This is a genomic window from Bradyrhizobium sp. CCGB12, from assembly GCF_024199845.1.
Classification (GTDB): Bacteria; Pseudomonadota; Alphaproteobacteria; order Rhizobiales; family Xanthobacteraceae; genus Bradyrhizobium.
Genome location: NZ_JANADO010000001.1, coordinates 2683509 through 2696248, shown reverse-complemented (window position 1 = coordinate 2696248; position 12740 = coordinate 2683509). Strand labels below are relative to the sequence as shown.

Annotated in this window: 10 protein-coding genes; 2 read left to right on the top strand and 8 right to left on the bottom strand. The window is 62.4% G+C overall.

What is annotated here, in order from left to right; translation table 11 throughout:
* Positions 1-18 precede the first annotated feature (18 nt).
* The 8 genes from NLM27_RS12955 to NLM27_RS12915 all read right to left on the bottom strand — a co-directional run bounded on the left by NLM27_RS12955 (position 19) and on the right by NLM27_RS12915 (position 8108).
* Positions 19-960: an HlyD family secretion protein gene (locus tag NLM27_RS12955; RefSeq protein ID WP_254143659.1), complete on the bottom strand. Its 942-nt coding sequence runs from the start codon at positions 958-960 to the stop codon at positions 19-21.
* Positions 957-1202 (bottom strand): DUF3302 domain-containing protein, encoded by a 246-nt coding sequence (locus NLM27_RS12950; RefSeq protein WP_254143658.1) that lies wholly within the window; start codon positions 1200-1202, stop codon positions 957-959. Before NLM27_RS12950 ends, NLM27_RS12955 begins: the two co-directional genes overlap by 4 nt.
* Positions 1203-1396: 194 nt before the next feature.
* The gene (locus tag NLM27_RS12945; RefSeq protein ID WP_254143657.1) at positions 1397-2431 is read right to left on the bottom strand and encodes an HAD family phosphatase; all 1035 of its coding nucleotides are present in this window, start codon (positions 2429-2431) and stop codon (positions 1397-1399) included.
* A 1032-nt stretch (positions 2432-3463) separates the two neighbouring features.
* Positions 3464-3820, bottom strand: a complete 357-nt coding sequence (locus NLM27_RS12935) for a hypothetical protein (RefSeq protein WP_254143656.1) — start codon at positions 3818-3820, stop codon at positions 3464-3466.
* A 113-nt stretch (positions 3821-3933) separates the two neighbouring features.
* The gene (locus tag NLM27_RS12930; RefSeq protein ID WP_254143655.1) at positions 3934-4257 is read right to left on the bottom strand and encodes a hypothetical protein; all 324 of its coding nucleotides are present in this window, start codon (positions 4255-4257) and stop codon (positions 3934-3936) included.
* Between the two features lie 223 nt (positions 4258-4480).
* Positions 4481-4798 (bottom strand): hypothetical protein, encoded by a 318-nt coding sequence (locus NLM27_RS12925; protein ID WP_254143654.1) that lies wholly within the window; start codon positions 4796-4798, stop codon positions 4481-4483.
* Between the two features lie 392 nt (positions 4799-5190).
* Positions 5191-7041: a dihydroxy-acid dehydratase gene (ilvD, locus tag NLM27_RS12920; RefSeq protein WP_254143653.1), complete on the bottom strand. Its 1851-nt coding sequence runs from the start codon at positions 7039-7041 to the stop codon at positions 5191-5193.
* Positions 7042-7238: 197 nt separating this feature from the next.
* The gene (locus NLM27_RS12915) at positions 7239-8108 is read right to left on the bottom strand and encodes a VOC family protein (protein WP_254143652.1); all 870 of its coding nucleotides are present in this window, start codon (positions 8106-8108) and stop codon (positions 7239-7241) included.
* A 904-nt stretch (positions 8109-9012) separates the two neighbouring features.
* Here NLM27_RS12915 and NLM27_RS12910 point away from each other — a divergent pair.
* Both NLM27_RS12910 and NLM27_RS12905 read left to right on the top strand, forming a co-directional pair.
* On the top strand, positions 9013-11259 hold the full coding sequence (locus tag NLM27_RS12910; RefSeq protein ID WP_254143651.1) for a TOMM precursor leader peptide-binding protein: 2247 nt from the start codon (positions 9013-9015) through the stop codon (positions 11257-11259).
* A 95-nt stretch (positions 11260-11354) separates the two neighbouring features.
* Positions 11355-12731, top strand: a complete 1377-nt coding sequence (locus NLM27_RS12905) for a SagB family peptide dehydrogenase (RefSeq protein ID WP_254148817.1) — start codon at positions 11355-11357, stop codon at positions 12729-12731.
* The last annotated feature ends 9 nt before the right edge of the window (positions 12732-12740 follow it).

Sequence of the window (12740 nt, the reverse complement as noted above, 5' to 3'; positions counted from 1 at the left end):
AAATTGTTACTCTTCCGGTCAGAATGGGTTGATGTAGTTGAGGATGGCGACCTGCCGCAGCAGCACTCGCCTGATGACGTGGCTGACCTTGACGTGGTCGGTGAAGATGGCCGCGGTTCCGGTCGCCCCGGCGGGCAGCCGCGTCGCGAAGGTCTCGTCGTCTAGCTTCACCCGGACCACGAAGGGAGCGGCCTCGATCGCCTTCGGCTCGACCGCGGTGCCGGACGTCTGCGCCTGGCCGGTCGCGACAGCCTGCAGGACCGTCTCGACCGTGCCAGCATAGACGCGGCCCGGCACGAATTTGAAGGCGACTTCCACCTCCTGGCCGGGCACGATGTAGCGCGCGTCGATCTGGTCAATTTCGACGCCGATCAGCGTGTTCGACGTGTCGATGAAGGCCATGACCGACGACAGCGGCAGGTTGGCGACCCGAGCGCCCTTGCGCAGCGCCAGATTGGTGACGTAGCCGTCAGACGGCGCCCGGACCACGGTCTTTTCGAGATTCCACTGGGCGTTTTCGAGCTGTCCCGAAAGTTGGTCGACTTCCGACTGTCGCTGCTCGACGTCGAAGCCCCGTCCCGCATCGCGCTCAAAGAGCTGCGTCATCTGGCCGAGGCGGGTCTTGGCGAGCTTGTACTGCGCGTCGATGGCTTTGACCTGAGCCGAGTACGGGGTCGGGTCGATCTTGAACAGGACGTCTCCCGCCTTGAGCGGTACGTTCGCTGCGACCGGAACATCCGTCACCTCGCCGGCCACGTTCGGCACGATCGACACCGCGTTGCGGACCACAATGGCCGCCCCTTGCGGAGCGCCCCACCCCATCGGGATGAAGAGACCGATGTTCAGCAACAGCAGCACGATCAGAGGCGAGGACTTCCAAAAGGCGTTGAATCGGATGATGCCGAGCCAGACCAGCGTGAACAGCAGCGCCAGGTACAACGCCATCAGGGCGATCATCATGGCCGGTTCTCCTCCGGTCGACGGGCGGGCACGTCCACATAGGCCCAGATCAGCGCGACTGGCCATAACGCGAAGCCGAAGATCAGCGTCACCCAGCCTGCAACGGCGACGGCGTCCGCCCACGGATGCCCGCGCCGCCGCGCGACGTGACCGGGCGTCGAACCCATCAGCCAGACGACCAGCACGATCACCGCGATCAGGATGACCAGCACGATCCAGGCGAAGATGTCATAGCCGCTCATCGCTTTCCTCTCGAGCGCCTGATCACTGACGTTCGGCGATCGACGCCTTGAACTCCTGCAGCGCTTATGCGGGCTGCTATGCGATCTACGCGTTGTTGCGAGCGGGAGCCCTCGTCTCGCTGTTGGCCGCCCCGAGCTTCGCCTCGTTGTCCGCAATCGCCCGGTCGAGCTCTTCCATGATCCGTTCGACTGTCTCAGTTTCCTCCCTTGTCCGGAAACACGGTCTTCCAATCCTGCTTCATGTCCACGACGGTCCAACCCTTCGCCTTCGCTTCGTCCCAGGCCTTGTCGAGCTTGCCGATCTTCGACTGCCGATCGTAGGCGTATTCGCGCTCGGCATCGGTATGATGCACGATGCCGGCGAAGCGCGGCCCCTGTCCCGACGTCGTCCACTGCAGCATCTGCAGGTCGCCGTCCGAATTGCCGAACGCGAAGATCGGACGGCGGCCGATGAAGCGGTTGATGCCGACCGGTTTGCCGGGGCCATCGTCGATGAACTCGACCTTCGCGATCTTCATCAGTTCGGGCTTGCCGTCGGCTCCCATCTCGAACTTCACGACACCGGAGGAGCCCACCACCTGTTCCGGCGGAATGCCGTAGGCCTTCTCCACCCATGGCCGCATGAACTCGACGCCACCGCCGGAAACGATGAAGGTCTTGAAGCCATTCGAGCGCAGATAGGCCATGAGCTCCAGCATCGGCTGATAGACGAGGCTATTGTACGGACGGTCGAACCTGGGATGCCGGGCGCTCGCCATCCATTCCAATACCGACTTCGAGAAGGCCTCGATCGTCATTCCGGTGTGGGTCGCCGCCATGATCTGCAGCAGCCCCTTCTCGCCCGCGACAGCAACCGCCTGCTTGTCTCCCGCGAGCAGTCCCTTGAACGGCTGCTGCGTCTTCCATTCAGGATGCTTGGGCGCCAGCGTCTTCACCTGATCGAACGCGAAAGCAAGCTGGAAGTAAAACGGTTGCTCGCACCAGAGCGTGCCGTCGTTGTCGAACGTTGCAATCCGCTCGGCTGGCGGGACGAAGTCCGGCCCTCCCTCCTTGGTGATACGACCGACGAAATCCGTGATCGCGGTCTTCGTCGCGCCGTCGTTCCAAGACGGCAGCAGATCTGGCGACTGCGCAGAGATGCTTCCGACACGAAGTACGGTGATCGAAAGCGCGATCAGGGTGCCCAACGCAAACCGCTTGGGTATCGCCAGGCCCTTCCACTCACTCATCTGGTGATCCTCCGATTAGCCTCCCGCTGTTCAGGTGCGCTTCGCATTTGTGAGCGCACGTCCAGGGCCCGATTGATCCAGATCAATGATCTGAACAGGCACCGCCGCGTAAGTCATGGAAACACCGAAAGCGGACGGCGCTTAGTAGGTCGACTTGTCTTTGTCGCCGTTGGCGATGTGAAACTGAGCACGGTAGCCGTCGAATTTGACTTCGTGAATCCAACGATCGCTGCGCGGAACGCGCTCGACTTGCTGCGCAAGCTTCGGCTCGATGAAGCCAGGAAAAGGTGCTCTGACGACGATCGCTGTCGTCTTGGGACGCCGGGACGCTACTGACTACTCCACGCGAAACAAACACTTTGTGTCGAGTGCTTACGGCTGGTTTCTTCCGACAGGCGTTGCAGTGTCACGCGGCAGTGGCAGCGCAAGGATAAGTTCCGGGCCGGAATAGAACGTCAGGGTGCCCAACCGAACAGACGGAACTCCGAGCTGTGAGTAAGCTAGCAACCGCTTCAGAGGCAAAAGATCAGCCGCGATGCTCCATTCGCTCAGGAAGGCGGACATTACGTGCGTGAAGCTGCGAGGCTGCAACGGAGATCCGACGCGACCGGGCACACGCCTGCCGCCGGCTGTGCCGATAACGATCCAGGGCCCGCCGGTTCACGCTGTCAGGCCTTCCTCGCGACGCCTGTCGGCTAATGAAGGGTTAACGAAGAACCCATAGGATGCTCCACCGTTGACCTGCACCCCGCTACGACGAGAAGAGCGGGTTTAGGACGTGCCGATAATGGCGGACCTCAGAAAAAGATTGGACGAACTCCGCGCCGATGCCGCGGATTTGGCTCTTATGAGCAGGCGAGCGAGCGACCCGCAAAAGCGTGAACTCTTCGGGCGCTTGGCGGATGAGCTCGCAATAGAAGCTCTTGAGCTAGAGCAAGTGGTGAAGCAGCAAGGTAGGCGATCAGGTTCCAGCGACATAGACAGCGTCGTGACGTTCCCGGCGCGCCCGAAGCGGAACTGAAGCATCGTTTGCTAAGAAGTCGCCAGACTTGAAGGGCAATCAACCAGAACGGCGCTTCGGATATACTTCGTTGTTTGGCGTTCGCTGACACGGCGGCCGAACTGCGGGCTGAAATTGAGATCATAGCGACAACCCACCCGCATCGAGTGGTAGATCGCGTTGCGCTCGATCACATAGCTTCCTTCTGGAAGCGTCTTGAGACGAACCTGCGCGATCGTCTGTTCCTGGCCATGATCCGGTCCAAGATAGGTCACGCGGTCGGTCGAGCCGATCGCCCAAACAATCACGACTACGCAGATCATCGAAGCCGCGACCGCAGCAAGTAACCCGAACTGCGGTCGCTTGAGGGATGCCGGAAGAACACTCATGCTGTTTCGTGTTGCTCAGGATCAACCGGTTCAAGCGATCCGACCTCCTTTGCCCCGGACAAAAAAAGCGGCGCCCCGCCACGGGCCGCCGCTTGATTCTCTTGAGCTTCAGCTCAGTAGCCGCAGGACGCGCAGCCCATCTGGACCGGCGCGTAATAGGAATAGCCCGGCGAGACCATCTCGACGCGCTGGCGCGTGGCGTATTGCGGGGGGGTGCGCTCGTACTGGACGCTCGGGGGCGCGACCATCACGGTCCTCGGCACCATCACCGTGCGGTACTGCGCCGGCGTGCGGTGCGCGACAACGGAGCCGGGAGACACCATCACGGTCTCGTCGACGGTGCGGTATTGCGGCGCGACGTATTGCTGCTGATAGCAGGTCGTGCACGGCGGCGGGGTGTAGCAATTGTAGCAGCCGGCGGAGGCTGCACCCGTCATGGAGATCGCTGCGACGGCTGTGGAGAAAACAACGGCGAGAGTACGAGACATTGCGTGCGGTGCCCCAGTTGCCCGAATGGGATTTGGATCCGAAGGTCGGAGCAGCATACGCCGCAAAATCCAGGGCTGCCGAACTTCGTCGGGGCATCCTTAATGCAAACGGCCGATCGCAGCCGACCGGTAAGACCTCATTGACCACGCGCATTAACGCGCGCGTCGAGCTTCAGCGCCTCGCCGCTCTTTCCAAGAACTCCAGCAGCGAGGGATCGGTCTCCTCGAATTCGACAAAGCGGCGACGCAGCTCGTCGGCGATCTCTGTGGTGACATCTCGTGACCATCCTTCCGCGGTATTGAAGGCCACGACACGTGCGGGATGGAGATATTGCCCTTCGGCGAGATGCCTGAGCAGGGTCGCGCGATTGGCATCCTCCTCGGCCGTTTCACACCAGGCGCGGCCCAGTCGCCGGCCGAAATCGTCGAGCACGAGATAGACATCCCGGTCTGTGGTCATCTGCGGCACGAGCGATGGAGAATGACTCATGACTTACTCCGCTACTGGCAATCCGGTCCCTTGCGGATAGATCCGGATACGGAGACTGCCTCCGGTCAGATTCGGAAAAATGGATTTCCGCAATTGCGATGGCACGATTAAATCACAAAACGAAAATATATAAAAATTAAATAGCGGAATGGGGATAAATACATTAAGCTGATAGGGCCTGGCGGGCGAGCCCGCACGTCGGGTGCCCACTTTGCAAACGGCTCCCGCCTCCACCCCTAATAGCCCACACCCCAGGAGGCGGGGCCGTTTCTTTCCCCTCCGTCCCAGCCGCACGGTCGTGACCTGCAAAGGCGCATCTGCGCGCGCTCGCGTGGAGAGCGCGCGTCGTCCTGGAGCAATGAAGCCAGCCTGTGGCGCCGCCGATCAGGCGCCTATCGCGAACGCCGCTTGACCTCGCGCACGGCGCCGCGCGCGGCGCTGGTGGTGAGCGCAGCGTAAGCCTGCAGCGCAGTGGAGACGTTGCGCTTGCGGCCCGTCGCCTGCCATGCGGCATCGCCCTTCGCCTCTTCCGCGGCGCGGCGCTTGGCGAGCTCCTCGTCGGAGACCTCCAGCGTGATGCTGCGGTTCGGGATGTCGATGGCGATGACGTCGCCGGTGCGCACGAGACCGATGTTGCCGCCCTCGGCGGCTTCCGGCGACAGATGGCCGATCGACAGGCCGGACGAGCCGCCCGAGAAGCGTCCGTCGGTGACGAGCGCGCAGGCTTTACCGAGGCCCATCGATTTCAGATAGCTGGTCGGATACAGCATCTCCTGCATGCCGGGGCCGCCGCGCGGGCCTTCATAGATGATGACCACGACCTCACCGGCGACGACCTTGCCGCCCAGGATGCCTTCGACGGCCGCGTCCTGGCTTTCGAACACGCGCGCTGGGCCGGAGAATTTCAGGATCGAAGCATCAACGCCCGCGGTCTTCACGATGCAGCCGTCCTGCGCGAGGTTGCCGTAGAGCACGGCGAGGCCGCCGTCCTTGCTGAAGGCGTGCGCGAGATTGCGCACGACGCCCTTCTCGCGGTCCGCATCGAGCTCGTCGTAGCGGCGGTCCTGGCTGAAGGCGACCTGGGTCGGGATGCCGCCGGGCGAGGCGCGATAGAAGGTGCGCACCGCTTCGCTCTTGGAGCGCTTGATGTCCCAGCGCTCCAGCGCATCGTTCATGGTCGGCGCATGCACGGTCGAGACCGAGGTGTCGATCAGCGCGGCGCGGTCGAGCTCGCCCAGAATGCCCATGATGCCGCCGGCGCGGTGGACGTCCTCGACATGGACGTCGGCAACCGACGGCGCCACCTTGCACAGCACGGGCACGCGGCGCGACAGGCGATCGATGTCGCGCATGGTGAACTCCACCTGCCCTTCATGGGCGGCCGCCAGCAGATGCAGCACGGTGTTGGTGGAGCCGCCCATCGCGATGTCGAGCGTCATCGCGTTCTCGAACGCCTTGAAATTCGCGACATTGCGCGGCAGCACGGAGGCGTCGTCCTGCTCGTAATAGCGGCGGACGAGATCGACGATGGTGTGGCCGGCCTCCACAAACAGGCGCTTGCGGTCGGCATGGGTTGCCACCACCGTGCCGTTGCCGGGCAGCGCAAGGCCGAGCGCCTCGGTCAGGCAGTTCATGGAGTTGGCGGTGAACATGCCCGAGCAGGAGCCGCAGGTCGGGCACGCCGAGCGCTCGATCACCTTGACGTCCTCGTCGCTGACCTTGGAGTCGGCGGCAGCCACCATGGCGTCGATGAGATCGACGGCCTTGGTCTTGCCCTGGAGCTTGACCTTCCCCGCCTCCATCGGTCCGCCCGAGACGAACACGGCCGGGATGTTCAGCCGCAGAGCAGCCATCAGCATGCCGGGGGTGATCTTGTCGCAGTTGGAGATGCAGACGAGACCGTCGGCACAGTGGGCGTTGGCCATGTACTCGACGCTGTCGGCGATCAGTTCGCGCGACGGCAGGCTGTAGAGCATGCCGTCATGGCCCATGGCGATGCCGTCATCGACCGCGATGGTGTTGAACTCCTTGGCGACGCCGCCGGCCTGCTCGATCTCGCGGGCGACCAGCTGGCCGAGGTCCTTGAGATGGACGTGGCCGGGCACGAACTGGGTGAAGGAGTTTACGACCGCGATGATAGGCTTGCCGAAATCGCCGTCCTTCATGCCCGTCGCGCGCCAGAGGCCGCGGGCACCCGCCATGTTACGGCCGTGGGTGGTGGTGCGGGAGCGATAGGCTGGCATGGCGGTTTCCGTCCTGGGTTGGGTCGGCCGGGCGGAAAAATGGAAGTCGCCTCAGGCCTTTCCGGCCGGATAGCGCACGGGCTGGGCGCGCGCAACGGGAACTTGCCTCAAAACGGCCCCGATCGGCCCCGCGCAGGCCTCCCCTGCTCCCGGCGCGGCCTTTGCCCGGTCGCGTGAGTGCCGGACAGAGGCCGCAGCTAGCGCCCCGGCTTGGGCAGCACAATTCTGCCCTGCGAGGCAATGCCACCCCACTTGGCGGACCAGCCGATTTCCGAGGCCAAGGACGGCTCAATGCTGGTCGAACCTCGGGCGCCCTGCAATGCAAACAGGGCGCCCTGAGGATCGACACAACGTGCGATCCAGCAGCCATCAGGCAATTCGATCGGACCCTGCAGGATCCGGCCTCCGCCAGCATTTACATGTCTGGTCGCAGCACCGATGTCGTCGACATTGAAGTAATGCAGCCAGCTCGGCTGCGCTACGCTCGGAAGTTTGGTGAGCATGCCGCCGACCGTCTGCCCACCCGCCGAGAACAATTGATACCAGGCCGCCGGTTCGCTTTGAGCGTCGGCCTTCTGCCAACCGAATAGTTCTCTATAGAAATCGAAGATCACAGTTCGGTCGGCGGCCAGTAACTCATGCCAGCCAACGCGCCCCGGCTCATCCAGCCGGCCCGGTTTCCGTCGACCATATGTCGGCCCTTTGATCAGCCCGAACATCGCGTCCTGCGGATCGGCAACGACTGCGATGCGACCGATATTGGTGTCGGTCGGCGGCACATGGATCGTGCCTCCAAGACGCCTGATCTGCGCGGTGGTTGCGTCCAGGTCGTCGACGGCGACATATCCCATCCATCTCGGCGTCGCCCCCAATCTCCGCCCCTCTTCCGGGATATCCATAAGTCCGCCCAGCGGAGCGCCGCCGCTGCGAAGCACCACGTAAGACAGTTCCGGGGTCGATTCATCTTTCACGCCCCAGCCGACGGCCTTGCGATAAAATGCGCCCGCCGCTGCGACATCCGTTGTCAGGAGTTCATACCAAGCGAAACGCCCTGATCGCTCTGCCACGCCGACCTCTCCGTTCAAGATTCGATGCGCTTGCGGCACTGCACCAAGCTGCCCACGCACCGAGAGCGCGGATCGTTGACGCGTTGCGTCAACTGGCCGTGCCGATTCCGTTCATGAAGATGAATACATCCTGAACGTGCGGCGCCGCGCTTTTGTGCGCGTAATTGTTGCTCGTGTTATTTCCCGAGCGTAGACTTACCCCGGCTGGGACACTTCTTGCAATTGCTCGGAGGTTCGACCATGCGGCAGGCGAAGAAGACTTCTAAAGGGAAGAAGCGAGCAACCAAAGTCGCCGTGCCGGCGTTCGGAGCCGCAGGGTTGACGTTCTCGCTGGCGGGAGGCGCATCGGCGTCCGCCGTGCCGACGCCCGACGTACAACAATTGCCGCACTTTGGAACGGGTCAGGCAATCACGCTCGATGAAGAGGAAATGGCGGACGTCAGCCTCGCCACCTTCCATCTCTTCGATAAGGAAAACGCCGGCAGCCGCGTGCAGCTGGCATGGCGCGGATGCGGCGGTTGCCGCGGCTGCAGAGGCTGTCGGGCTTGCCGTAGTTGCCGATGTGGCGTCGGTTGCCGATGTGCGGGTTGTGCAGTTGGCTGTGCCGTTGGTGTGGTGGGATGCGCCGTATCATGCGCGGGTTGCTGCGCATCGTGGGGCCGCTGCCGCTGGTGCTAGCCCCCGGCGCGTTTCGAATGTCAAATTTACGGATTGAGATCATTGGCCCGCCTCAAGAATGGGTCCGGCCAATTGCCTGATTTCGCTATGACGCTTGCATCGGCGGCTTGCCGCGTGACAGCTGAATTCGTTTCACTTCTCTGAGAAAATGCTGGCGCGGGGTCACGACGAACCGTCTTGCGCCGGGGATTGAGCGTGACGGCAACAGGATCAGCGTGCTGACTCAATGACTGCAACTCGCAAGACCCGCGTTGCGCGGCAGACCCGCAAGGACATTCTCCGATTTGCACCGAACTTCACCGCTTACGTACTGCCTCCCGATGCGGTTTGCCTCTATTCTGAGGATCGCAAGTTCTTCCTACACGGCGAGCTCTACTGCGCCCTCGCCACCGCGATCGGGCAACACGGCAAGGCCAGGTCGGAGATCATTCGCCAGCTTTCGAAGCGCTTCCCGGCCGACAAGATCGAGGAAGCGATCAAGCGGCTCCTCGATCGCCGATATATCGTTGCACGGACCTCGAAAGCATTTGACGATGCCGTCGGCGGTTTCTTGGCAAGCCTCGGCATGCCTTTGGAGATCGCGGAACAAAATATTCGCAATTGCCCCGTGCGAGTCGAGTCGATTGACGTCAAAGGCGCCAAGGAGCTGACCGCGGCGTTGGGCAAGCTTGGCGTTCAAATCGCCAAGCGAGCGCCGAAGCTCACGATCACGCTGGTGAACGACTATCTCGACCGGCGACTTGCTGAACTGAACCAGGAACGTGTGGCCGGCAAGACGTCCTGGTTGCTGGTACAGCCATCCGGCCCGTTTCCGCTAGTCGGGCCCGTGTTCAAACCGGGCGAGAGCGCCTGCTGGACCTGCCTGTTTGATCGCATGATCCGCAACCGGGAGATCAAGGGATTTCTTGACCGGGGACCGGCGCATGCGGTTGCCACATCGCCCCTCGTCAGAGAAAGCGTCGGCCAGACTGGAATCCATTTTGCGGCCGTCGAGATCGCCAAGGCAATTGCCTCGGATTTTCGCACCGATTTGTGCAATCACATCGCAAGCTTCGATCTGACCGGCGCCGCCATCGCCAAGCACTACGTGACGCGACGTCCGCAATGTCCGACCTGCGGCAGCAGGAAGCTGAACAATCCGCGCCGATCTCCGGCCCTGGTCGAGATTGCCGAGGGCAAGAGGCTCGTCATGACCAGCGGTGGATACCGCACCGTGACATCGCGGTCGACGGTGTCGCGCTTCCGCAAGCATGTGAGCCCACTGACAGGCGTGGTGACCAAGCTCGAACGGATCGACGTCGATCTGCCAATGAACACCAACTACTTCGCCCAGCATAATTTCTCCGCGCCGGCCCACAGCATCGACCAGCTAAGGTCCGGATTGAGCGGCGGCAGCTTTGGCAAGGGCTCGACCGCCGAGCAGGGTGAAGCCAGCGCGCTGATGGAATCGATCGAACGCTATTCGGGCATTTTCCAGGGCGATGAGATCAGGACGACGCGTCGATTTGCCGATTTCGCGCCTGGCGACGCGCTTCTTCCCAACGAAATCCAGCTCTTCAGCGAAACGCAGTTCAAGAACAGGTTTCTCCAGCAGCCGGACGATCCCCACCCGGTTCCCGAGCCGTTCGATCCCTCGAGGAGAACCGAGTGGTCGCCGGTCTCATCGCTGCGCGACACACGCTTCAAATATCTGCCGACGGGCCTCCTGTACTTCTTTTATGGCGGCTTTCATACGGATTCCAACGGCTGCGCAGCCGGCAACACCCGCGACGAAGCGATTGTCCAAGGTTTCCTCGAACTGATCGAGCGCGATGCCTACGCGATCTGGTGGTACAACCGCGTGCAGCGCGCCGAGGTCGACCTCGCGCAGTTCGATGATTTTTACGTCCGGGATCTCCGGGCTCAATTTGCGGAAGCCGGGCGCAAGCTGTGGGTGCTCGACATCACCGCTGACCTCGGCATTCCGACTTACGTGGCGATCATGCACTGGATGCAGAATGGACACGAGAATATCGAGTTCGGTTCCGGCGCGCATTTCGACCGCCGTATAGCCCTGCTGCGCTCCCTCACCGAGCTGACCCAATTTATGTCCGTCGGCATGATGGACGGTGCGAGCGGCGAGAAACCGACCCTCGACGGCGTCACGCCGCTGCGCCTGGAAGACCACCCGTTCCTGACACCAAGCGACCACCCGATCGTCCCCCCAGCGCCGAGCCTCGAGCTCCACGACAATACGCGAGACCAGGTCATTGCCTGCGTCGAGATCGCCGCCCGTGCGGGTTACGATTTCCTCGTCCTCGACCAGACACGTCCCGACGTCGAGGTTCCGGTCGTTAGAGTGCTCGTTCCCGGCTTGCGTCATTTCTATCGCCGCTTCGCACCGGGCCGCCTTTACGATGTGCCGGTGAAGCTCGGATTGTTGGACCGGCCGCGACCAGAAAGCGATCTGACTTCATTCCTTCCACACACCTGAAAGGTTGCTCTTTCGTGCGTGCTCCAAGGAAAAAGCCGACCAGGAAGATCGCGCCAGACATTGCCGCCCGATTGAGCCATCGCTTCTCCCTCCAGATGCAGCCGGGTGGGAACATCGCCGCCTCTCTGGGCGACTATTCCGTCAACCTCGGACAATTCAGCGCGGCCGCGCTAGACCGCGCGCGACATCTGAGCACCGGTCTTCCGCTCGCTTCGTTTGCGAGCAAGAGCATCGTCGCCAGGGAAATCAACGCCCTGGTGCATCGCTTGGCCCGGCAGGGGCTTCTGGAATACCGCCTCTCCTCCTCGCGTGACGAGCGAGATCTTGTGGTCATCGAGCCTCAAGTCCCCGACTACTGGCCGCGACGCGCGAAGCTGGGTAGCAGTGATACCGTTGTGTTGTCGCGCTTTGCCTATCTGCGCCGGCGCGGCAATGAGATGGTGCTGGAATCGCCACTCGCCGGTGCGCTGTTTCGGATTGGCGATCCCGCCATCGCTGCCACCCTTGCTGCGCTGTCGCAGCCTCAGAAGATCGGCAAGCTCGACCGGAAGGCACTCTCCTTCAACCTCCTTCTGCTCGAGCTGTTGGTGGAAAGCCAGATCCTGCTGAAGCTCGATGCGAAAGGCGGCGACGGCTTGCGAGTAAAGGAAGGCGACGGCAATCTCGTTCTCTGGGATTTCCATGATCTGGTATTTCACACCCGGAGCACGGAGGGCCGGCAAGCCAATCCGGTCGGCGCCACTTTCACCTATGCCGGCGTCGTTCCGCCGTCGCCGGCGGTGCGTCCGCCCTGGGCCGGCAGCAAGATTGACCTGCGCAAATTGTCCTCCCCGGAGCCGGACTCTCGCTTCCCGAAGCTGTTGCGCGAACGCCATTCAACACGGGATTTCGACGACAAAAATCCGGTCACGCTCGGCGAACTCGCGCGGTTTCTCGACACCACCGCGCGCGTCGTGTCCGAATGGAAGAGCGAGCCGTATTTCGAGGGCGGCTCCGACGTCACCTACAGCACAAGGCCTTATCCGTCGGCAGGCAGCGCGTACGAGCTAGAATTGTACCTTACCGTCGCGAACTGCGACGGGCTTGCGCGCGGACTCTACCACTACGATGCAGGGAGCCACGCGCTAGTCGCGATCAGCGCGTCCCCCCAACAACTCCAGGCGCATTTGGCCGCCGCCCAGTTCGCCATGGACGCGCCGGGTCAGCCACAAATCCTCATCACGATCGCGGCGCGTTTTGGGCGGGTCTCCTGGAAATACAGCTCAATCGCATATTCGTTGATCCTGAAGGATGTCGGCAGCCTGATTCAGACGCTTTACCTGGCGGCGACCGATATGGGTCTCGGCGGCTGCGCCATTGGCAGCACCAACATCGACCTGTTTGCGAAAATGACGGAGTTGGAATTTCATATCGAGGGCCCGGTCGGTCAATTCGCGCTCGGGCGCGGCAGGACGCCGGAGGTCCATGGCTAGAAGCGGGTG

Bases quoted from the DNA above. Each gene is read 5' to 3' on its own strand.
- NLM27_RS12955 (WP_254143659.1), bottom strand. From the start codon at position 960: ATGATGATCGCCCTGATGGCGTTGTACCTGGCGCTGCTGTTCACGCTG.
- NLM27_RS12945 (WP_254143657.1), bottom strand. From the start codon at position 2,431: ATGAGTGAGTGGAAGGGCCTGGCGATACCCAAGCGGTTTGCGTTGGGC.
- NLM27_RS12935 (WP_254143656.1), bottom strand. From the start codon at position 3,820: ATGAGTGTTCTTCCGGCATCCCTCAAGCGACCGCAGTTCGGGTTACTT.
- NLM27_RS12905 (WP_254148817.1), top strand. From the start codon at position 11,355: ATGCAGCCGGGTGGGAACATCGCCGCCTCTCTGGGCGACTATTCCGTC.
- ilvD (WP_254143653.1), bottom strand. From the start codon at position 7,041: ATGCCAGCCTATCGCTCCCGCACCACCACCCACGGCCGTAACATGGCG.
- NLM27_RS12930 (WP_254143655.1), bottom strand. From the start codon at position 4,257: ATGACGGGTGCAGCCTCCGCCGGCTGCTACAATTGCTACACCCCGCCG.
- NLM27_RS12925 (WP_254143654.1), bottom strand. From the start codon at position 4,798: ATGAGTCATTCTCCATCGCTCGTGCCGCAGATGACCACAGACCGGGAT.
- NLM27_RS12950 (WP_254143658.1), bottom strand. From the start codon at position 1,202: ATGAGCGGCTATGACATCTTCGCCTGGATCGTGCTGGTCATCCTGATC.
- NLM27_RS12910 (WP_254143651.1), top strand. From the start codon at position 9,013: ATGACTGCAACTCGCAAGACCCGCGTTGCGCGGCAGACCCGCAAGGAC.